Origin of the sequence: Dyadobacter luteus, assembly GCF_003383615.1 — a bacterium.
Taxonomy (GTDB): Bacteria; Bacteroidota; Bacteroidia; order Cytophagales; family Spirosomataceae; genus Dyadobacter; species Dyadobacter luteus.
In genome coordinates this window covers 117,096-139,017 of sequence record NZ_QNUL01000002.1, presented here as the reverse complement: position 1 = coordinate 139,017, position 21,922 = coordinate 117,096, and the positions used below count along the sequence as shown (strand labels likewise).

17 protein-coding genes are annotated in these 21,922 nt (G+C 42.3%); 10 read left to right on the top strand and 7 right to left on the bottom strand.

The genetic code is table 11. The annotated features are described in order from the left end of the window. Window positions 1-2 precede the first annotated feature (2 nt). Window positions 3-1,712: a T9SS type B sorting domain-containing protein gene (locus DSL64_RS03385; RefSeq protein ID WP_229216937.1), complete on the bottom strand. Its 1,710-nt coding sequence runs from the start codon at window positions 1,710-1,712 to the stop codon at window positions 3-5. A gap of 128 nt (window positions 1,713-1,840) precedes the next feature. Then, window positions 1,841-3,442 (bottom strand): Na+/H+ antiporter, encoded by a 1,602-nt coding sequence (locus tag DSL64_RS03380; protein WP_115829252.1) that lies wholly within the window; start codon window positions 3,440-3,442, stop codon window positions 1,841-1,843. A 260-nt stretch (window positions 3,443-3,702) separates the two neighbouring features. On the opposite strand from DSL64_RS03380, the gene DSL64_RS03375 reads away from it, so the two are divergent. From DSL64_RS03375 to DSL64_RS03355, 5 genes are all read left to right on the top strand, one after another. Further along, window positions 3,703-4,383, top strand: a complete 681-nt coding sequence (locus tag DSL64_RS03375) for a response regulator transcription factor (RefSeq protein WP_115829251.1) — start codon at window positions 3,703-3,705, stop codon at window positions 4,381-4,383. Continuing rightward, the gene (locus tag DSL64_RS03370; protein WP_115829250.1) at window positions 4,380-5,747 is read left to right on the top strand and encodes a HAMP domain-containing sensor histidine kinase; all 1,368 of its coding nucleotides are present in this window, start codon (window positions 4,380-4,382) and stop codon (window positions 5,745-5,747) included. Before DSL64_RS03375 ends, DSL64_RS03370 begins: the two co-directional genes overlap by 4 nt. A gap of 94 nt (window positions 5,748-5,841) precedes the next feature. After that, a complete protein-coding gene (locus DSL64_RS03365) occupies window positions 5,842-7,143 on the top strand; it encodes a TolC family protein (protein WP_115829249.1) in 1,302 nt (433 codons plus the stop codon). A gap of 29 nt (window positions 7,144-7,172) precedes the next feature. After that, a complete protein-coding gene (locus tag DSL64_RS03360) occupies window positions 7,173-8,270 on the top strand; it encodes an efflux RND transporter periplasmic adaptor subunit (protein WP_115829248.1) in 1,098 nt (365 codons plus the stop codon). A gap of 10 nt (window positions 8,271-8,280) precedes the next feature. After that, entirely contained in the window at window positions 8,281-11,376 is a 3,096-nt protein-coding gene (locus DSL64_RS03355; protein ID WP_115829247.1) for an efflux RND transporter permease subunit, read from the top strand. Between the two features lie 82 nt (window positions 11,377-11,458). Here the strand turns inward: DSL64_RS03355 and DSL64_RS03350 are convergent, their stop codons facing one another. Next, entirely contained in the window at window positions 11,459-12,340 is an 882-nt protein-coding gene (locus DSL64_RS03350) for a glycerophosphodiester phosphodiesterase family protein (RefSeq protein ID WP_115829246.1), read from the bottom strand. Window positions 12,341-12,552: 212 nt separating this feature from the next. On the opposite strand from DSL64_RS03350, the gene DSL64_RS29125 reads away from it, so the two are divergent. Continuing rightward, complete coding sequence (locus DSL64_RS29125) at window positions 12,553-12,696, top strand: hypothetical protein (RefSeq protein WP_199539319.1); 144 nt, start codon at window positions 12,553-12,555, stop codon at window positions 12,694-12,696. A gap of 35 nt (window positions 12,697-12,731) precedes the next feature. Here DSL64_RS29125 and DSL64_RS03345 read toward each other — a convergent pair whose 3' ends face one another. Further along, window positions 12,732-14,390 carry a serine hydrolase domain-containing protein gene (locus tag DSL64_RS03345; protein WP_115829245.1) on the bottom strand — a complete coding sequence of 553 codons (1,659 nt, stop codon included), beginning with the start codon at window positions 14,388-14,390 and terminating at the stop codon, window positions 12,732-12,734. A 1,209-nt stretch (window positions 14,391-15,599) separates the two neighbouring features. Between DSL64_RS03345 and DSL64_RS03340 the strand changes: the two genes are divergently transcribed. Both DSL64_RS03340 and DSL64_RS03335 read left to right on the top strand, forming a co-directional pair. Continuing rightward, window positions 15,600-16,763: a T9SS type A sorting domain-containing protein gene (locus tag DSL64_RS03340; protein WP_115829244.1), complete on the top strand. Its 1,164-nt coding sequence runs from the start codon at window positions 15,600-15,602 to the stop codon at window positions 16,761-16,763. A gap of 259 nt (window positions 16,764-17,022) precedes the next feature. After that, a complete protein-coding gene (locus tag DSL64_RS03335; protein ID WP_115829243.1) occupies window positions 17,023-19,215 on the top strand; it encodes a right-handed parallel beta-helix repeat-containing protein in 2,193 nt (730 codons plus the stop codon). A 49-nt stretch (window positions 19,216-19,264) separates the two neighbouring features. On the opposite strand, the gene DSL64_RS03330 is transcribed toward DSL64_RS03335, so the two are convergent. Together DSL64_RS03330 and DSL64_RS03325 are read right to left on the bottom strand one after the other, a co-directional pair. Beyond that, window positions 19,265-19,633 (bottom strand): hypothetical protein, encoded by a 369-nt coding sequence (locus tag DSL64_RS03330; protein WP_115829242.1) that lies wholly within the window; start codon window positions 19,631-19,633, stop codon window positions 19,265-19,267. A 62-nt stretch (window positions 19,634-19,695) separates the two neighbouring features. After that, window positions 19,696-20,013: a helix-turn-helix domain-containing protein gene (locus DSL64_RS03325; RefSeq protein WP_115829241.1), complete on the bottom strand. Its 318-nt coding sequence runs from the start codon at window positions 20,011-20,013 to the stop codon at window positions 19,696-19,698. A gap of 132 nt (window positions 20,014-20,145) precedes the next feature. On the opposite strand from DSL64_RS03325, the gene DSL64_RS03320 reads away from it, so the two are divergent. Next, window positions 20,146-20,397 carry a transposase gene (locus DSL64_RS03320; protein WP_115829240.1) on the top strand — a complete coding sequence of 84 codons (252 nt, stop codon included), beginning with the start codon at window positions 20,146-20,148 and terminating at the stop codon, window positions 20,395-20,397. Window positions 20,398-20,429: 32 nt separating this feature from the next. Continuing rightward, the gene (locus DSL64_RS03315) at window positions 20,430-21,320 is read left to right on the top strand and encodes an IS3 family transposase (RefSeq protein WP_115829239.1); all 891 of its coding nucleotides are present in this window, start codon (window positions 20,430-20,432) and stop codon (window positions 21,318-21,320) included. Between the two features lie 116 nt (window positions 21,321-21,436). Here DSL64_RS03315 and DSL64_RS03310 read toward each other — a convergent pair whose 3' ends face one another. After that, window positions 21,437-21,748 (bottom strand): helix-turn-helix domain-containing protein, encoded by a 312-nt coding sequence (locus tag DSL64_RS03310; protein WP_115829238.1) that lies wholly within the window; start codon window positions 21,746-21,748, stop codon window positions 21,437-21,439. Window positions 21,749-21,922: the final 174 nt, after the last annotated feature.

The window sequence follows — 21,922 nt, the reverse complement described above, 5'->3', positions numbered from 1 at the left end:
GGTTAGCGTAATAAATTTACCTGTCCGGTATAGTTCCGCAGTTCTCCTGTTTTCAGTTCAACCTGAATTTTGTAAGGATAAATACCCGCAACGCTGTCGGCGTTCTGAAATTTGCCTGTCCAGCCTTGCTGCGGATCGGAGGCCGCAAAATGCTGGTTATGAAATACCACCTGGCCCCAGCGGTTATATATCCACATTTCACGCACCTGCTTCACACAGGAAGCACCAAAGACATAGAAGACATTGTTGTGCGCATCTGTTCCGGGTGTGAAAGCATCCGGAATACTGATACCACAGGGTTTTACAGAAATACTCACTTTTCCCGCACGGCTGCAGACATGATCCTGGTCTGAGACTGAAATGTTATAGACGGCTGAAGAAGCAGGCTTGACCCACATTTCACTGCAATCCTTACAGGAGACTGTTGATGCAGATTGCCATAAATATTCGTAATCTCCTTCAGGATCCGCCTTTGTAAAAATCAGTACACTATCACCCTCTGTGATCTGGTAAGACGGCGTGTAGGAAAGAAGAAAATCTTTGACAACAAGATTTGTAGTGACCGTACTGTCGCAGCCCGTAGGCAAAGGTATGGCACGGACGAAAGTGCCTGTAGTAGCGTATGCAGTATCTCCTACGGTCACCTGTTCTCCTTCACAGATTGTCAGGTCCTGAGTAAAAACAGGCACCGGATTCACGGTAAGATTCAGTGTAACAGTGCTGTCACACACGGTAGAATGTAGAATATTTCTTACAAAAATACCCGACGTACGGTATACGGTGTCCCCAACCGCTACCTCATCTCCTTCACAAATGGTCCTTTCCAACTTACTTTCCTGCTTTTTATACTGAATCGTATAATCTAGTTGTAAAGCACACGATTCATCCAGACTTGCCAGTGGTACCATACTTACATTGTATTGATCTCCCAGGTTTGCCTTTACGCTGATCTGAGAAGTCGTGGCACCATTGTTCCAGCGGTAACTGCCAAAACCATCCGGTGCTTTGAGTGTCATATAACCATCTGAATCAGGACAGGCAGAAACCGGAGTAATTTCAGATTTCAGACATTGGGCATCAAAGTAAGCATAACCAAAATGCCCCCGCTGCGTGCAGCCATGAGCAGTAACGACTATGGTAATGGTTTTACCCACATAATTGCGAAGATCAATAGCACCGGTGGTCCAGGGACGATACTGAATATCGCCGGATGAGAGAAATCCGTTGACCGTGTTGGTTCCCTGTAATTGTATGTCGTAATGGTTACAGGCCAGCTCATCGCCATTACTATCCAGAATCGCCAGATTAAAACCGGGTTTCTGATACGATTCATGATTCTGGTTGCCGGTTCCCGAAGTGTTCTGTAGAAGAACTGCAAACTGGTATTGAAAGAGCGTATTGTCCGCCGTTACGGTATACTGCGTCTTTAATCTTGAAAAATGGGTTCCTGTTGTAGTATTGCCTAATCTTATGGAATGCGAGCTACCGGGTGCGACCATGCTTATGGAAGGTATTTTGGGATCATTACCTGAGCTGGTGATCATGTGCTCATTTTCCCTGGTACCATTCGTCTCTGCCTGAAACACCACTTTACTGTTGGCATCTGTCACCGTTCCGTAGCTCAGCGTCCAGCCATTGGTATTGCCCAGCTCGAAACCAATATTACTACAGTCAACCTGTGCCGATACAGAAGCTGACAGAAAAATAGACAAGCAAAAAAACAATAGAGATTTCCCCATAACCCTGCTAAAAAATGCCTGAAAGTGAAAGTTGGACTTAATCTCAATACGCCTCGCTTTCAGTCTCTGTTGCAGTCTTTTACGTTACAGGGAAATATTCTCTAATTTTTTCTTAATCTGGCCTCTTCCAGATCCAGATTATGCTCCATGTTGCGGATAATACTGTCCTCATATTTTTTGTCGAGTGCCATTCTGAAAAGCCCTTCTCTGCGGTGCTCAACAAGTTCCAGCATAATTTCCCGATACAATTGCCGCACCGATCCCAGCGCTGCTTTTTTATCCTCAACGGCAGCTTTTTCGGTAGCATTGATACTTCTCAAAAGCTGCTCTTTAATCCTGGATATGGTTTCGTAATCAGCCATTTCCTTTGAGTAGTGGCGATCCATGTATACCACCGACTCCTTGGCAAGCTGCAATCTGATCGCTTCAATCTGCTCATCGGCTGGTTGAATATCGTCCACTTCTTCCACCTTTAACCATCTGAGGAAAATTGGCAGGGTAAGCCCCTGAAAAACAAGGGTAATCAAAATCACGACAAAAGTGATAAACAGGATCAGGTTCCGGTGCGGAAAGGCCTCTCCATTATTTAGTGTGAGCGGTATGGCCAGTGCAGATGCCAGCGACACTACTCCTCTCATACCGGCCCAACCTATAATAAAGGGTAATTTCAGGCCCGGACTTTTTTCTCTTCGGCGAATCATCGGGAATAGTAATCTTGGTACATACGTAGACAGGTACACCATGATCACCCGGATCACGATCACAATCACACTGATCATCAGTGCATATTCAATGGCCTCTTCGCGTGAGTAGTCTCCAAGCCCTTTTACAATCACGGGTAGTTCCAACCCTATCAGTATAAATACAAATCCATTCAACAGAAAACCCACTGTTTCCCATACCTCCTTAGTCTGTATACGTGTGTGGTAGTTGAGGTAATCCTTTGATCGGAAAGACAGAAAAAGCCCGCCACTGACCACAGCCAGTACACCCGACCAGTGAAACTCTTCCGCCACCAGGTACATCAGGTACGGAGCAATGAGCGTAATAGGGGTTGTAATACTGGACGATTTAGCCAGAAAACGCAGAATAAAATATAAAACATGCCCGATTGCCACACCCACAACCACTCCCATAAAGGATAGAACAAGAAAATCGGACGCGGCCTTCTGCAATACAAACTGACCGGTAAGAATAGCAGCAAGAGCGAAACGGAAAACAGTAAGTGAAGCAGCATCATTCACAAGGCTCTCCCCTTCCAGAATCGTCGTTCCCCTTCTGGGCATATTCATTCCTTTTAAAACCGAAGTGGCCGCCACGGCATCAGGAGGAGAAATGATTCCGCCTAAAAGAAAACCAAGCGCTAAGGTAAAATCTGGTATCAGACTAACTGAAAAGTAAGCAATCGCCAACGATGTAAAAAAAGTGAGTCCGAAACCCAGAGAAAGAATGGATCTTTTCCATTTCCAGAAACTGTTCCAGGAAGTGTACCATGCAGCCTCAAAAAGTAAAGGGGGCAGAAAGATCAGGAATACAATTTCCGGATTGATATTGATGTCGGGTACTGCGGGTATAAAAGAAATGCCTAACCCTCCGATTACAAGCAGGATAGGATAAGAAATCTTCAATCTCTGACTCAATAAATAAAGAAGCGCCATTGCAAAAAACAGCGCCAGAATCAGTAACAAATTTTGATGAACCATAGGAGCGATATATCGTCTGCACTAAAATTAGAAAATTATAAGCTATGTTTAGCAGGCATTTTTTACTTAAATACCCACTCAAAAGGGTACTTAGTACATTTCAAGTAAATCTCTGCTCCAGCTACCACGCTTATTTTTAATTAAATATTTATACCATTTTAATGGATTACAAGCGCTAAAAATTCCCTGATATCCGGCGACTCAAAACATTTTACAATATTTGCGGAATACCAAAGCTGAAAGCAGCAAGGCAAAAACGTATGAAAATATTAGTTGTAGAAGATGACGTCCGCATCAGCAGTTTTTTACTGAAAGGATTATCAGAAGCCGGCTATCAGGCTGAGCTTGCCGGTAATGGGTATGAGGCGCGCGACAAGATACTAGCCGAATCCTGGGATTTATTTATCCTGGATGTGATGCTTCCTGACATGGACGGATTACAACTCGCACAACTGATTCGGTATAAAAAACTGGACACACCCATGCTGATGCTCAGTGCATTGGGCGAGGCCGAAGACAAGATCAAAGCGCTGGACCTTGGAGCAGACGATTATCTGGTAAAGCCTTTCCATTTCCCTGAACTGCTTTCCCGTATCAAAGCGCTCAGACGCAGATACGAGCTGCATTATTCAAGAGACCAGGTGCTCAAATGTGGCGATCTGGAAGTCAACATGGATTCAAGTCTGGTGGAGCGTGCCGGCCGGCCTATTCAGTTATCTGCCAAAGAATTCAAATTGCTGGTCTTCTTTCTTGAAAACAAAAACCGGATCATTACACGCACGCAGATACTGAGCTCTGTCTGGAACACGAACATGGATACCTATACCAATGTTGTGGACGTCTACATTTCTTATCTGAGAAATAAAATTGACAATGATTTTGATCAAAAACTGATCAGGACTTTGAAAGGAAGGGGTTATATGATTTCTGATAATCCATGAAAATACAGCACAAACTCACGCTGAATTCCTCACTGGTTTTCGGGTTGGTATTTACGATATCTTCTATTCTGATTTACCTGAATTTTGTAAAGTCGGCGGAGAATGTGTTTTTTGCTGAACTCTCCAGAACAGCCTCATTGACAGCTCTTTTTTACCTGGAAGAAGATGAACTGAGCACCAATGAATACCGTAAAATTGAAAAGAAATTTCTGACTGCCACTGCCAATCAGGAGATTCGGCTTTATGACAAACAGGGTAAAATTCATTATGGAGAAGCCGATCCGGATACCAATATCACATTAAAAATACTCAAAACTATCCGTGCCAAGAGCCAATACAACTTCAAGGTCGGGGATTCGTTTTACTATGCCATTTATTACCGCGACAACCAGGGTTCATTCAGTGTCATTATCAAAGCGAATAACCCGACACTGAAAGCACAAAAAGCTGAATTCATCAGGATTCTGATTATTGCGCTGCTCATTGGTATGATCGTGATTGTGATACTGAGCTACACTTTATCCCGTATTGCCTACTCGCCTGTGAGGGAAATTATTACTCAGGTCAAGAAGATCGATATGACCGGGCACAGTCATAAACTCTCCTACCCTGAGACCAAAGACGAGCTGGAAGACCTGTTCAAGGAATTTAACGCAATGCTCGAAAAGGTATATCAGAATGTGCAGATTCAGAAAAATTTTATCAGTCACGCTTCCCATGAACTGAAAAGTCCGCTGGCTTCCATTGTCGGAAATCTGGAAGTTCTATTGCAGAAAGACCGCCCTGTTTCGGAGTATCAGCAAGTAAGCAGCAGCGTATTGTCCGATGCCGGCAGACTCGAAAATATTCTTCAGAATTTACTTGTCCTTTCCGGCCTGGAACAGGACAAAAAACAACTGCTACAGCCCGAGCGTATTGACGAGATTCTCTGGGAAGTGCTCGATCGCCTGGCTATCGATTATCCTCAGACAAAGGTGAACCTGCACTGGGAATTGTCGGATCAGGATGAAGATCTGCTGACCTATGATTGTGTGAAAACCCAGCTTTATATGGCCATATACAATCTCACCGAAAATGCTGCCAAATTTTCCTGTTCAAAACCTGTGAATCTTACGCTGGAAAAGAAAGAAAATAACATTTGTCTGACTATCAAAGATGAGGGAATCGGAATTTCGGAAGAAGACCTTGCACATATATTCGAACCGTTTTACCGCGGGAATAACGTAGCCGGTGTGCATGGAAACGGCCTTGGAATGGCTATTTCACATAAGATCCTGATGAATCATGGTATACAGCTAAACATTCGTTCACAAAAAGGTGTAGGGACAGAAATAGCGCTGCTGTTCGGAGACTCTTTCTTATAATTTTTTAATGTATTGCTGAGCTTATTATAATTTAGCTCGAAGAGTCCTCTAATGTACGGGGTCTAATTTTGTATCACAACAAAAACAGAACCTGGTGAAGCGATACATTTCATTAGGCTTCTTTCTCCTCGTCAGTATTTGTTCCTCTATTGCCCAGCAAGCGCAGGAAGATACCTTGCGACTTACCACGAAGGAAGCCGAAGCATTATTTTTAAACAACAACCTCGACCTGGTTGCTCAAAAACTCAGCATCCGGCAGTCTGAGGCAATGATCATTCAGGCCAAATTATGGCCAAATCCTGAATTTTCCGTAGAAGAACTCAACCTTTGGGCAACTAAAGGACAGCTCTCCTCAGGAGAATCACTACCTCCGATCGCAGGAAACTTTGGTAAAAACAGACAGATTGCGGCCGCTCTTGAACAGTTGATCGAAACCGGTGGCAAGCGAAAAAAACGCATTGCACTGGAAAGCCTGTCCCGTGATATGGCATTGGAATATTTCACCGAACTGATCAGGAACCTGAAAACAGATTTAAGAAATAACCTGACCGCACTCTCCTATCACCAGTCGTACGCGCAGATTCTGGGTATTCAGAATGCTGCGCTGGAAAAACTGGTGGCTTCCTATGAAAGACAATATGCGACCGGAGATTTGAAAAAACCTGACCTATTCAGGCTGAAAGCACTTAAGCTGGAATTGGGGCAACAGATTATCGAAACAAAAAAAGAGATTACCGGTATTCAAAAGGAGCTGGTGGTACTGCTCAATATTCCAGCCGCTACTTATATACAAGCCGACGCAACTTTGCCGGTTCAGGATCTTGAAAAGTTGCAATCTCTGTCGTTTTCGCAGTTGGTAGAAACGGCTTTGAGTCAACGACCGGATGCGAAAATCAGCGAGTTGGAAAAGACCTTTGCTTCCAAACAGCATGATCTGGAGCTGGCCAACAGAAAGCCCGATCTGACATTAGGAGTCAACTACGACCGTGGTGGTAATTTCCTTCGCAATTTTATCGGTTTCGGGATCAGTATGCCTTTGCCTGTTTTTAACAGAAATCAGGGAGCGATCCAGGAAAGTAAAATCGGTATTGAAAAAGCACAGGTTCTTGCCAATCAGAAAACCAAAGGTATTGAAAGTGAAGTGGCGGAAGCGTTCAGAAATCTGAGAACAGATCTGGGGGCTTATCAAAGTATTGAAGCCGGGTATGGTGAGGACCTGGATGACGTCTTCAACAATTACACGCGCTACTTTCTGGAACGGCGTATCAATATGGTAGAGTATCTGGACTTTTTTGATGCTTACCTGGCCAACAAACGTACCATACTGACTACCCGCCGACAACTCGCTGAAAGCCGGGAAAACCTCAACTACGCAGTAGGAACAGACATTCAATAACTGCCACTATCATTCGAAAGCTTACGAAAATGTTAAAACTAACTTATTTTATACCAGTGGCACTAGTGGCTGCTGTGACCATAAGCTCCTGCTACAAAGACCAGGAAAAAGAGCAAACTGCTCCGACGGAAAAGAAGGCGATCAACCTGACGAAGGTAACTACTTACACTACGGTCATGGAGCCTGTTACGCAATCTATCCGGCTTAACGGACAGATTGAGTACAATCCCAATCAGGTCGTTCGGTATGCGAGTTTGGTCAACGGCTTGATCACAAAAACCAATTTTTCATTGGGTGATAAGGTTTCCAAAGGGCAAGTACTCGCTGAGATCAGAAGTAGCGAACTTACCGAACTCACTTCCCAGAAACGCACTCTGGAATCCCGGCTCACCGTTGCCAAAAGAACACAGGCACTGGCGGAATCCATGTTCAAAGACCGGATCGGCTCAGAAAAAGAACTGATTGAAGCACAAAGTGAAGTGGATGTGATCGGTGCTGAAATTGATAAAATTCAGGAAAATCTGATGCTGTACAATGCTAGCAGTGAGAAGGGTGTATTTCAGATCAAGGCTCCTGTAAGCGGTTATGTGGTGGAAAGCAATATCTCCACAGGCACGCAGATCAGCGGAAGCGACTCGGATTTATTTACGATCTCTGATCTTTCCGATGTCTGGATCACGACCAATGTATATGCAGTAGATCTGCCTTTTGTGAAAAAAGGAATGAAGGCTGTAATCAAATCCAAGGCGTATCCCGACGAAACTTTTGAGGGAGTGATCTCTGAAATTTCCCAGGTTTTTGATCCGCAGGAACGCGTACTCAAAGCGCGTATCCGTATGCCGAATAAAGATCTTAAACTAAAACCCGGACTTGCGATTGAGGCAGTTGTCAGAAAAGATGCATCCGGTGAAGCAGTGGGCGTTCCAGTCAAAGCACTCATTTTTTATAACAATGAGAACTACTTGCTCATCCAAAAACCGGATTTATCCCTGGAGCCACGTAAGGTCATCATTCATGTGAAAGACAATGACCGCGTGTTTTTCAAAGAAGGCATTGTAGCCGGCGAAAAAGTAGTCACAGACAATCAGTTGCTGCTCTTTTCAGAAGTAATTGAGTCGGGTAAATAATTCAAATCCCATGCAAAAATTAACACAAAGCATCGTCGCTTTTTCACTGAAAAACACGATGCTGATATTCTTTATGACTGCCGTTCTGGCGGTGGTCGGGGTGGTGAGTTATATCCATACCCCCATTGAAGCATTTCCGGACGTAACCAACACCCGCGCAAGGATCATTACCCAATGGCCCGGGCGCAGCGCTGAAGAAATCGAAAAGTTCATTACCCTTCCCGTAATGAAGGAAATGAACACGATTCCTAAAAAAAGTGAAGTAAGGTCGATTTCCTTGTTCGGCTTGTCTGTTGTCACTGTGCTTTTTGAAGACAAGGTAGAAGACTTTTATGCGCAGCAATATGCTTCTACCCGACTTCGAAATATTGATCTTCCCAAAGGTGCCGAGGCTGAAATAGAACCTCCGTACGGGGCTACCGGTGAGATTTTCAGGTATGTACTTAAAAGCAATAAACCGGTTAAAGAACTCACCGCTTTACAGGAATGGGTGATCGAGCGGGAGCTTGTCGCTGTTCCGGGAGTGGCTACTGTTGCGAGCTTTGGAGGAGAGGAAAAGATATATGAGGTGCGGGTAAATCCTGCATTGCTAGCTCAGTACAACCTCACTCCTCTTGATGTTTATGAGGCTGTTGAAAAGAGTAATATTAACGTAGGCGGTGATGTGATCCAGAAAGGCGATCAGGCGTACGTGGTTCGCGGCGTAGGTTTGCTGGAAAGTACGCAGGACATCGAGAATATATTGATCAATGTAAAAGGCTCTACGCCTGTGCATGTAAAGCAGGTAGCGGAAGTCAATATTACTGCTAAACCACGTCTGGGCCAGGTCGGGCTGGATGAGAAAAATGATCTGGTAGAAGGTATTGTGGTGATGCTAAGGGGAGAAAATCCGAGCGATGTGATTGTCAGACTTCGTAAAACGATTGATGATCTGAACACCCGTATTCTGCCCGCAGATGTAAAAATCGTGCCGGTTATTGACAGGACCGAGCTGGTGGATGCCACTGTGAACACAGTAACACACAACCTGGCAGAAGGAATTGTGCTGGTTTCAGTGATCGTATTTGTGTTCCTTTTCAACTGGAGAACTACCATTACAGTAGCGCTTGTCATTCCGTTATCTTTCCTTTTTGCCATTACGATGCTGCGTATTCAGGGACTACCCGCCAATTTGATTTCGCTGGGCGCTATCGATTTTGGTTTGCTGTTGGAAGGGACCATGGTGATTGTCGAAAAGATATACGTCGATCTGGAAAAGAATTCGCTCCGGCTGGGTACCGACAGGTTTAGTAAAATGTCTAAACTCGGGCTGATGAAACGTAGTGTGAAGAATGTAGCTTCCCATATTTTCTTTGCGCAGATCATCCTGATTATTGCATTGCTCCCGATATTCTCATTCCAGAAAGTAGAAGGAAAAATGTTCGCACCGCTGGCATTTACGCTGGGATATGCATTGGTAGGTTCGTTGATTTTGAGTCTGACTTTTGTACCGGCCATGTGTAAGGTATTGCTGAAAGGTAAAATTAAGGAAGTCAATAATCCGATTGTTAACTTCTTCAGGAATAACATCTTCAAGCTATACCAGTGGAGCGACCGTTACAAGAAACTGGTTATGGTTTCATTCGGCGTATTGTTTGCGGTCTGTGTGATCAAATTTATGAACTACGGAACGGAGTTTATTCCGAAACTCAACGAAGGGGCTATTTATGTACGAGCCACCTTACCGAACAGTATCAATCTGGAACAATCGGTTCGTACAGGAAATACATTGAGGGATACGCTGAGGTCATTTGACGAGGTAAAATTTGTCATGAACCAGACCGGCCGACCTAACGACGGAACCGATCCCACAGGTTTTTTCAACAACGAATTCCATATTCAGCTTAAACCTGAAAGTGAGTGGAAAAGACATATCACTAAGGAAGAATTGCTCAAAGAAATGAAGGACGTATTGTCCTCCTACCCGGGTATTTCGCTCGGATTCAGTCAGCCGATTCAGGATAATGTGGAGGAATATGTAGCCGGCGTAAAAAGCTCGCTGGTTGTCAAAATCTTTGGGGAAGACCTGCAGGATCTGGAAAATATGGCGGATCAGGTGGCGGATAACCTTCACAAGGTACAGGGTATTACCGATGTTCTGGTGTATCGCAACATTGGAATTCCGGAGCTTGCGATTCAGCTTGATGAAGCCAGAATGGCGCGGCACGGGGTTTCTATGGCTGATGCACAGGCGGTGATTGAAATGACCATTGGCGGAAAGGCAGCCTCTGTCTTTTACGAAAACGACCGTATGTTCGATATCACCATTCGTTACCAGAAAGAATACCGTGATACCGAAGAAGAAATCGGCAACATTCTGATCCCTTCGCTTGATAACCATGAAGTACCGCTGAAAGAAATCGCCAGAATCGGTACAAAAACGGGTCCGGCGTTTATTTACCGCGAAGGAAGCAGCCGTTACATCGGAATTGGTTTCAGTATTGATGGAAGAGATTTGGGAAGTACGATTGCCGAAGCACAAAAAGTGGTGAAAGAAAATGTCAAATTCCCTGAAACCAGCAAAGTGGTGTGGGCGGGAGAATTTGAAAGTAAAGAACGGGCAACTGCTCAGCTCGCTGTGATTATACCTGCCGCGCTGATCATGATCATATTCCTTTTGTATGTCAATTTCGGAAACGCCAAAGACACCGCTATTTCACTGATCACCATCCCTTTTGCATTCATCGGAGGATTCCTGTCACTTTGGATCACCGGCACTACCTTTGGAATATCAGCAGGAATCGGCTTTATCATTTTGTTTGGTGTCTGTACGATTGACGGTATCATACTCGTACACGTGATGAAAGAAAATCTCTTGAAAAAAATGCCATTACAACAGGCCATATCCGATGGCATACATGGTCGTATTCGTCCGGTAATCATGATCGCGTTGATGGGTTCGTTGGGGTTGTTGCCCGCAGCACTCTCCAACGGAATGGGTTCTGAGATTCAAAAACCGCTGGCCATCATGATTGTGGGAGGTCTGTTGATCTGTATGTTCCTGTCATTTACAGTATTGCCTCAGATCTTCTACTGGGCTTATCGCAAAACCGGTAAAACAAAATAAAAATATTCCATCAGCTTCTAAAAACCGAAAGCCCGGCCACCTGTAAAATGGTAGCCGGGCTTTTACTTTCTATCAGGTAACATTACTTCTTTAATTCTTTCAACGCTTCTGCAGCTTCAATGGGATAATCAGATTCGAGTATACTGGCTCCGTCCGCCGCAATAGCATGATAGTGTTTTTTCCGCTCCTGCACATATTTCAATTTATCATAAGAAGAGGCCGAAGAAATCATACACATTGTACCTCTTGCATTCAGCAAGTGATATAATTCTTTATTTTCCGGTTTGACAGTCGGACCGATATACGCGATCATCTGTGTGAATGGAATACCTTCCTTCTGGTATTCATCAAAATCATTTTTATTTTTGACAAATGCTGAAAACATGCTGGCTTTATTCTGATCCAGATAATACCTGGCCTCCTTAGGACTATGTACGGTAAGCATTACAAATGCCTCCGCTTTGTGCTTGCGGATCAATTTCGCAGTCATCGCAAGCGGCACATCTTTATGATCCAGGTTCAGAATCGTTTTTCCTCTTGCCCATTCAATTACCTCAGAAAGTGTAGGAATGGAATAGGCTGTAATATTTCCCTCAGCATCCTTCAACCTGATATCTTTTAGCTCCTTGTAAGTGTAATCTGACAGTTTTCCCTTACCAGTTGTCGTACGATCCAGTGTCGCATCATGCATGAGTACAATGACGCTGTCTTTGGTCAGACGCGGATCTATTTCAAAGAATGCGGGTGTATGATTCAGCGTATTTTCAAAAGTAGCGATGGAGTTCTCAGGAAAACCCGTTACCATCCCTCCCCTATGACCAGTAATAATCACTGGCTTTTCAGGATCATATTTAAAAAACCTATGCAGATCTGAGGTTGTTTTGAGATTGATTTTATGTGACTGGGCGAAAGTCCCTGCCCATGAAACCGACAGAATGAAAACGGCAATACAGATTATTCTCATAAGACTTTTAAATGCTCACACGTTGGGAAATAGTAAATTAAATAGCGTCGAATTTAGACAAACTGAAATGAAATTATACCAAAACCATTATGATGAAACAGTTAAATTCGCAATCCTTTTAATGGCTGCATGCTAAAACAATTCAAAAACCGTTCTACTTTTGTGGCATCACCTATCAAAGACTCTGCTCCATATTCTGAACCCGACCAACGATGAATGAAAACTTAGACGGTCAAGAGAACCGCGACGGATTACCGCCATTTGTTCGCAATTGGCCTCAGCTATATATGGTGCTCATTGGTACCCTGATTTTCCTGATCGTTTTCTTCTATTGGTTTATGATCGGATACCAATAAGCTGACCGCTCATAACTACCGCCGGCTGTTACACTTTATTTTTTTCTAAAAGAAATATTTTTGATACGACCACCGGAAACCTTATAACCATTCACTCTTTTTTGAGTGTCCCTTGTAAACTGGATATAACCGGAATCGCTGGTAAACAAGTCAGCCGCTGATGGATCTGGTGATAGCAGCGCTTCCCCACCACGCCGATGGCTCATCTCCAGCCTCCCTTCTTTCAGACCAATTTTATATTCAGCTGCTAATTCTTCACTGTAATAAGTTCCTGTATACTGGGAGAAAGTCTTTGGGTCGGGATTCCATGGCGTCACTCTTTTAACATCTATATTCCGGTACCTGATCATGGTTACTTTTCCGCTTTTATCTTTTACAAAAGTCATGGGAGCTCCATAAGCTTCAATCCATATCGTAGAATCTGATTTCGCTTCACCCGGAAATTTGGGTTCACGGGTTGCCTGTGTCATCAGCTTTCCATCCTCGTAAGTGATGGTAATTAATTTCCCAGCCCTGAGTAGGTAGGAGCCAACATATTGTTTGGCAAGAACCGAATCCAGAACCACTGTCTGTAAATCCTTAACTGGATTTGTTACCGATGATACCTTTTTCCATTTACTACTGAGAAAAAGATCTGCAACTTCAGATGCAGATTGACTGGGGTTGAAATCAGCTGAATTACTCAGAATGATAACTGACAAAGACTCCCAAGGGTAATTGGAGATGATAGTTCTGTAGCCAGCCCAACCACCTGTATGCGAAACGTTTTGGATACCCCTGTCGGTGCTTGTCTCTAACCCATAATTATAAGGAACACTTTTATTATCGCTCAGTTTGCCCTCTGTCAACATATTCAGGTAAACCGGATTTTTTAGTTCAATCTGCTTGTCAAAATTAATGACCCACTTACTCAGATCCTCAACAGTTGAAAATAAGGAACTGGAACCATATGCAGTTAATGCGCCGGGAATATTTCCGAAACCTGTACTTGTCGGTTCATAGGAATGAGCAAGATTTTTAATTACAACAGTGTAATCATCCTGAAATCCGGATGAATTCATCCCAAGCGGTTTGAATATGTTTTCGGCAGTCCATGCACTAAACGAAACGCCACTCACTTTTTCAACCACCGCGGCCAGCATATTATAACCTGTATTGGAATAAGAGTATTTAGTACCAGGCTCGAAGTCTAGTTCTTTTTGCGCCTTTACCATACGCATAATGTCATTGAATGAAAAAACCTCGTCCCAGCGCCATCCAGCCAATACCAGTGCTTCCGGCCAGTCTCTCAAACCGCTGGTGTGTTGCAGCAGGTGATCAATAGTAATTGTTTTTCCAAAAAAAGGCACATCAGGGAGATATTTACGTATATCATCCTTTCCTGCAATTTTACCATCCTGAATCAATCTCGAAATAGCATACCCTGTAAACTGCTTTGAGACAGAAGCAATATCGAACACAGTAGACGGCCTGACAGGCACATCGTATTCAAGACTGGCCATTCCAAAGCCTTTGCTGAATACGACTGAATCATTTCTGATGACAGACACAGCGCACCCGGGACCGTTAGTCCTGTTATAAGTTTTAAAAATATTCTCAATCTTTTGGTTGAGAGAATCCGGCAGAACCTGTGCTTTTACAGGCACCGTAATGATTAAGAGGATGAGGCAGAGAAAAAGTTTAGGCAGCTTCATTATAAAGTTTTGTTGCGATTTGAATATATGCTGGTTTACTGACCTATGGATTCATAAACGGAAGAAAAAGTTGCATGGTGGTTGGTTCTAAACCTGAATTATTTTGGATTTCTTTAGTTGCGATAATAAGGATCGATTTCTTTCCAGGCCAAAATGTGGCTCCTCTGTTGTTTCTGCCAATGACTATGCTGCGTAAGATCAGAAAGGCAAGTTTTTATATACGCTCTAACGAATACCAGCGTTCCAATTAAAACCGATTCACTCCTATACGCAAATACAAGCAGTTTATCCAGCCAATTTTGAATTGAGATGTGGTAACCGGCAGTTTTATTATAGAATATAGTGAGCCATATATGGAACGGGTTTGTTTGTTAAATCATCATTTGAGACACAGAAGTTCGTCTTTACTTTCCTACTTTTACGATGCTCAGTGTAATACATCGGAATCCGGGAATGATCATTTTAACATTACCCAAATCCTGTTAAGCCCTAAAATCTGGTAGATGTAACCGGATTTCAGTTAAACAGATCAGGAAGTACACACTGCATAAAAATAGCCCTAAAACCACCAAAACGCCCTTTTGCATCGCGCTAAACCTTTATGAATTATCTGGATTGGATTGTGCCAAAAGATAAGTAATTATCTGCATATCAAACAATTACCTACAAAAGAATAACTACCTGCATACACATTGCATAAACATATTAGTACACATTTATCTCTCTTTGCTTTCGTTAATAAGCATCACTTTGTTGGTGGCAGAGTTCGTATACTCTACAAGAAAGAACAGGCTCACAATACCGATCACAAGACAAAGGAGTCATAGAATGTAATATCTTCTACGCCATTAACTTTACATTCCATACCCCAAAACATATGTTCGACTCCCGTCGCGGTCACGATAAAACCACTTGTTTGAGTTGATTATCAACCACTTGCAAGTGGTTTTTTATTTTACTGAAACTATACTGAAACATTTTCTTGCAAAATATCAATCGTATCCTACCAGGAGTTACTCCTTAATCCAGTAATATCATTGCTCGTTGCTAAATGAGGTAAGTAGTCGACAATTTGCCGCGGTTACGCACCCCTATGATTTAACATCATATGCTTAATTTTACTCTTTTGGGTTGCAATGTAGATTTATTTCTATAATTTGTAGTGAATTAAGTCACATTGTAATTTAACCATTTAAAATTTATCTAACTATGGTTCGTACATCTTCAATTGTATTTTTTTTAGTTTCTATCTTTCTGCTAACAGACAAAATTAGCGCTCAGGACAAGGTAGAAATCAATGGCGTCTTGTATAATTCAGGCAGTACAGTAACCCTTCCATGCGATGTTGGAACTTTAGTTGTTAAAGGAGTCCGCGGTGGATTGTACTACGATCTTTGGCGTAATGGGGATTGGAATTCTCTACCAAGTAATTGGACAATAAGTGACGATATCCCCAATTACTCCCCATATTATTCTATAGGTACGGATTTAGTTTCTGGAGGAGTACTTAAAATTCATATGTATAGTAGCATGTCCGGTAATATTGCCTCACCTTATGTAAATATTGTCAGACCTGTTCCTGGTCAGATTTTGGGAGAATCGGATGTCTGTTCTGGTTCAAGCAAAAGCTTCTCCCTACAAAATGCCATAGGATCGGTAAGTTGGAGTGTGGGGGATGGTTTGTCAATTAGCGGATCTTCCACAGGTAGTTCGGTTAATCTAACTCATGGTGGTGTAAGCAGAAACACCTTCGTCAAAGCAACCATAAGTACCAGTAATGGGTGCGGTTATTTTGAGAAAACAAAAAAAATAATTGCAGGAACTCCGATAATAGGGGGAATTCTCTACAATGGAGGGGAATGGCCTGAAGAAATATGTAATGGACAAACTGTCTGGTTGCAGGCAAATAGCCATCCGGACTATGCTTCACTGTACGATATGGTAAACTATTCTTGGAGTGGAGTAAATAGTTACCTAGTTTCAGATTTAGGAAAAAACGCATCGTTTTCATTTTCGGGAGTTCAGGGACAAACAGCTAGCATTACCCTCAGCGTCTCCAATTCATGCGGCACTTCGCCAGGATCTGCGACTGTATTTAGAACATTGTCTGACTGCGGTGGCGGAGTTATTACCATGCGGGTATTTCCAAATCCTGTAAATGACTATCTCATTGTTGAGTCTACCAGACAAATAAAACGTACAGAGATCTACAATAGCGCTGGTAAGTTGGTAAAATCGATTAGAGAAAGTTCAAAAAATCTAGATAAGTCTAATAAGCAGTCAGTGGATGTGAAAACCTTACCGAGAGGAAAGTATTTCATACATGTAACTACAGAAGACGGGGTAAATAAATCTCAGATAGCCTTAGAATAAGTAATTAATAGCATTTTTAAATGTATGGATCAACAGGGAGACCATTGGAGTCTCCTTGTTTTTTATCAACTCTCAGGCATGCCTGATGCAGCGAAGAATCCTCTCAGGGTCCATACCATTGACCCTGTTCTGGTATTACATGTATAACAAGCAGATACGAGAACTTTTTGTACAACTATTTGGAATATTAACTGTTGAAAATTTAAGTAACCGATAAGTAATTAGTATATTACTAACGTTAATCAAACTCTCAACAATCATGTACAAAAAACACTTTACCCCCACACTTTTATATCTGGCGTTGCTGCTGTTGACAACCCTTCAGTCTTTCGGTAATCCCAAGATTGACCCAATCAGATTTTCAATTGGCACCAAGGCCGCACAGGTGTCATTGAATGAAGAGTTTGAGATAACGATCTCAGCAAAGTATCTAAACATTCCCCCTGGTTCAGCATTCGTATTTGAAGGGTCAAATTCCTTCAAATTAAAAGTAGTTATGCCGTCAGGATTCGTACAGACAGGGGGCGACTTTCAGGATTTTATTGGTACTGAACTAACCAAGGGCAAAACTTCTGCATCGTATACTATCAAGGGGAAGTTCGTGTCGACTGGTCAGGATGGCACATTTCAGCTATTACGAAGCCATAAGAACTCAGATAACCAAAGCACATTCATCGAGGTCGGGCGGTTAAATTTTAATGTCAATTCAGGTGAAGAATTACCTGACAACCGTACTGCACGTATCATGCTAGCCGGTACGCCAGGGTATGTTCCTTATATGACAATGGCGGAACTAAGAAGTGGATTGGCGGATACCGCTAAAGCTGTTTACATATCCGAGGGCGCCAGAAGCGGACTTTTTAAGTACGACCCATCCAATTTGAGTAGTGCTGATGACTCTTCACTCGTGCTACGAAATGGCACCAAAAGATATGTACGTGACTACGTAGGTCCTGCAGATGTTAGGTGGTTTGGTATCGTCGGAGACGGGGTAACCGACGAACATGTTAAATGGGATAGAATGCTTCTTAGTTCAGCATCTAGCTTCTATTTCCCACCAACAGTCGGTAATGTTCCATACAGGATCAAAAAGATTGTAATTCCATCGAATAAGAAATTGATCTTTGCTGATAATGTTAAAGTACATGGTATGGGCAACAGAGTTAACGGCGAGTTTATGGTGATGATGTATGATAAGAGAAATATTACCATTATTGGTAAAAACGTCATTTTCAGCGACATAAAGGCGAATTATACCTCAGGAGAGCAAAGGCATATGTTTTTAATGCAAGGAGCCTCAAATATTCATATAGAAGGAATAGCGGCCAATGATGGGGGAGGAGACGGATTTTACATAGGATCCGGCAGCCAAAAATACAGCGAGAACATAACGTTGATTAATTGTAGTGCCGATAATAACAGAAGACAGGGCCTTTCTATCATCTCGGGAAAAAATATCACAATTGACAATTGTATTTTTAGCAATACGAAAGGGACTGCTCCAGGAGCCGGAATTGACATTGAGCCAAACTACTCAGACGAAGTCTTAACCGGGATAAGAATAATCAATGCAAAAACAGTCAATAATGAAGGCGCTGGATTGGTCTTAGCTCTTGGCGCTTTAGCCAACTCAGGCACTTTTGTTGATATTTTGGTTACGGGACATAACGATCAGGGTAGCTTTTATGGAGCACTGGTAAGCAAAGGCCAGGGTGTTTTAAAGGGATCAATTATTATTGAAAACTCCACATGGTCTAACAACACTTACAGCGGTTTCGTAGCTAACAATTACGGCATAGGATTTCCTCGGGTTGTACTAAATCAGTGTACAGCCTACAACTCTAATACGATCAATAATACTTCTCCTATACTCGGTAGCGCCATGCGCGTTTATCGTGAAGATAACGAAGCGGGTGATCAATACATTGGTAATATAAAATTCGTATACCCACATATAATTGACAATAGAGCTACTCGCCAAGTACAAAAAGGTATAGCCTGCCAAGATACCCAAGCCGGCGGGCTCATTAAAGCAGTCCAAATCATAGACGCAAAACAGGAAGGTATCCCAACTGATTTACATTTTACCACTACTGGTGAAATTAGTATCATTGATAATTTCGAACATAATATTTTTGACATGGGCACCGGTAACAGAACTGTGGCTTTTTATAACTACGCCAGGTTCTGGCATAACAAAACTTCATTGGGGCCTCGGGACTTGACTTTATTTAAGGCCTGGACAGGATTTCCAGATGTCACTGTGGAGGTTACCAGCGCAAACAAGATTACTATCATTCCGGATGCCACTGATAGCATACTTCCTCTTTCTCCAACAGTCGGAAAAAAGGTTTCAAGTTCCACCGTTGGTAGCAGAATAACACTGAGTAAGAAAAGTGCGGATAGTTGGTTTATCAAGGAGATGATTGGCCCATGGGTTGTGGAGCCATAATGTTTCCTGACCTAAATAAAAGGGCGACCCGTTTGAGTCGCTCTTTTATTTAGGTCTCACTCTTGTAAGATGCAGTGGCGGACCTTATCAGATTTTTTACGTTGGGGTCATTTGTCCGAGATGTGACAATCTGAGCTTTCGGGTTAAGTATCTTCCCGTCTTTATCTTCAATAGACGTGTGTCCGAAGAATGAGGTTGGATCTGAAATCACCAATCCGCTTGCCTTGTCGACCATTTTAACGTTCATACCAATATCCGAAATGAAGTCTATGACCTTGTTCCATGTTTCGCCGTAAGGCTTAGCCACCTCCATACGAACAGGGCCTTCTTGATACTTGCCTTTTATGCGAACCGTACCGATGGTAACGCAGCTTTGCAGAATGGAAACAGAAATGATAGTAAATAAAACTTTCTTCATGTAACAGAGGGTTGACTTCCGTCAATTCTACGAATATCAACCCTCATAGCAAACTAAATTTATCAAACGGTAGCTGCTCTACCTCTCTTGGTGCGCATTACTTTCTTCATTTCAATAACCGGACGCCCACCTTCCATGTAATCACTCAGGCTCTTCTTCAGAAAGAAAATCTGGCCGAACCGCTTGACATGCTGTATCTCATTTTTGTGAACAACAAGTGTTTTAGGGGATATCGAATACAACTCAGCAACTTTTTGAAGAGAGATGTAAGCATCCAAATCAACTCCTGGAATGTGCTCTGTTTGGGGATCTTTTATTTGGCAAATAAGTTCTTTGAGCTCCGACAGCTTGTTCTCCAGTATTTCAAATGGATTTTCCATATTACAGTGATTTTAGGTGAATCAATGTAACGCTCCATAGGGTTATGGAGTTTTGATCATCTACCGTCTGCATCTGGTATACTGAGATTGTCTAATAAAACCGCACACTAAATTCTCTTAATTTTGTGTGAAATGGAAAAGAAAACAGCCAGCCGAAAACGACGGAAATACGACGAAAACTTCAAGCAGGAGATTTTGAAGATGATCAATTCTGGCCGAAGTGTGCCAGAAGTTGCTCGGACGATGGGCTTAGGAGAGAACCTGGTGTACAAGTGGAAAGCTGAGTCAAGAATCCATGAAAATCCAGAGGAAAAGTCTGTAAATTCTGAATTAGATCAACTTCGCAAACAAATTCGGCAACTTGAGACAGAGCGGGATATTTAAAAAAAAGCACTCGTTATTTTTGGCCGGGGGACATAACAAAATCCTACGAAGTAATCGAAGCATTGTCGTCTGAGTACCCAGTTCGAGTGCTTTGTTCTGTTCTGAACATTGGTTTTGGGGTATTTTATGCTTGGAAGCGATCAGAAACATACGTGCTCAGAAAGGCAAAAAAGGATTTGGCAGAACAGGTAAAAGTTGTCTTTGATGATCATCGATCTCGTTATGGAGCAATAAGAATAAGTAAAGAATTGCAGTCTAGAGGTGTAAAGATTGGGCGTCATCAAACTCAGTCCTTGATGAGAATACAAAATTTAAAGGCGATTCAGCCCAAGAGTTTTGTTCCAAAAACGACCGACTCAAACCATAATTTCGGACGCAATGCTAATTTATTACTTAATAGAGCGCCGCCGACACAGCCCAATGAAGTCTTTGTAGGCGACATTACGTATGTCCCATTAGCCGATGGCTCTTTTCTTTACCTGGCCACTTGGCTGGGTATGTTTAGTAGAGTGATAGTTGGTTGGAACCTGGATGACAATATGCGTAGTGATCTGTTAATAAATGCTTTAACTAAAACTATTGAAAGACGAAACCTGAAAAATGGACTTATTATTCATACCGACGGAGGTGGACAGTATGCATCTGAGGACTTTAGAAAGCTGATAAAAAAGCATAAGTTCAACCAAAGTATGACGCGAAAAAATAACCACTATGACAACGCGATGGGTGAAAGTCTGTTTAGTAGATTTAAAGCGGAATTGATGCAAAAAGGAACATTTCTCAATTTTGATGACGCATACACTGAGATTTTTGAATACATCGAAATATACTACAACCGGAAACGGAGACATTCAGGTATCAATTACGAAATACCGACCGAATTCGAAGAGAAATTTCGAAGACAATCAAATAAATCAACTTAAATTTGAGTCAGACAAAAAATCTACACGGCTTCCTAACGCAGGGGCAGATATTCAAATATTTGTCCTTCGTTTCGAAGAAATTTTCAAACTCTTAGACAATTAACCGTGCGGCAAAATTAGCACACCTCATACATTACTTTTTTCCCTTCAATTGTAGGGCGCCCACTTTCCATGAAATGAAGCAAGCTTTCTTTCACAAAGAAGATTTGGTTGAAATGTTTGACGTGATCAATCCTGGATTTGTGACTGCTCAGGGTCTGTGGGGATACACCGTACATTTCCGCAACCTTTTGAAGCGGTATGTAACGGTCAAGGTCAATACCTGGAATGTGCTCTCTTTCCATTGCTATCTCATTCATTAAGCGCGATTCCATTTCCAACATACGTTTGTCAATGTATTCTATCAGAACTTCAACTGGATTTTCCATAAATAAATGAATAGTAATGAAAACTTGGAGACTTGTTTTAATATCACTGCCATAATCCCGCTTAGATCAACAGAATTATTTTTATTTAAAAACTTGGCAGACATAAAACTTACCATTTCGCAGCTTCTGTTTAAAAGCAGTTGTATTTCTTTATTATAGAATTTATTTGATAAA

Coding starts and splice junctions, on each gene's coding strand:
- DSL64_RS03370 (WP_115829250.1), top strand. CDS start 4,380: ATGAAAATACAGCACAAACTCACGCTGAATTCCTCACTGGTTTTCGGG.
- DSL64_RS03340 (WP_115829244.1), top strand. CDS start 15,600: ATGGTTCGTACATCTTCAATTGTATTTTTTTTAGTTTCTATCTTTCTG.
- DSL64_RS03380 (WP_115829252.1), bottom strand. CDS start 3,442: ATGGTTCATCAAAATTTGTTACTGATTCTGGCGCTGTTTTTTGCAATG.
- DSL64_RS03375 (WP_115829251.1), top strand. CDS start 3,703: ATGAAAATATTAGTTGTAGAAGATGACGTCCGCATCAGCAGTTTTTTA.
- DSL64_RS03330 (WP_115829242.1), bottom strand. CDS start 19,633: ATGAAGAAAGTTTTATTTACTATCATTTCTGTTTCCATTCTGCAAAGC.
- DSL64_RS03310 (WP_115829238.1), bottom strand. CDS start 21,748: ATGGAAAATCCAGTTGAAGTTCTGATAGAATACATTGACAAACGTATG.
- DSL64_RS03350 (WP_115829246.1), bottom strand. CDS start 12,340: ATGAGAATAATCTGTATTGCCGTTTTCATTCTGTCGGTTTCATGGGCA.
- DSL64_RS03335 (WP_115829243.1), top strand. CDS start 17,023: ATGTACAAAAAACACTTTACCCCCACACTTTTATATCTGGCGTTGCTG.
- DSL64_RS03345 (WP_115829245.1), bottom strand. CDS start 14,390: ATGAAGCTGCCTAAACTTTTTCTCTGCCTCATCCTCTTAATCATTACG.
- DSL64_RS03325 (WP_115829241.1), bottom strand. CDS start 20,013: ATGGAAAATCCATTTGAAATACTGGAGAACAAGCTGTCGGAGCTCAAA.
- DSL64_RS03360 (WP_115829248.1), top strand. CDS start 7,173: ATGTTAAAACTAACTTATTTTATACCAGTGGCACTAGTGGCTGCTGTG.
- DSL64_RS29125 (WP_199539319.1), top strand. CDS start 12,553: ATGAATGAAAACTTAGACGGTCAAGAGAACCGCGACGGATTACCGCCA.
- DSL64_RS03320 (WP_115829240.1), top strand. CDS start 20,146: ATGGAAAAGAAAACAGCCAGCCGAAAACGACGGAAATACGACGAAAAC.
- DSL64_RS03355 (WP_115829247.1), top strand. CDS start 8,281: ATGCAAAAATTAACACAAAGCATCGTCGCTTTTTCACTGAAAAACACG.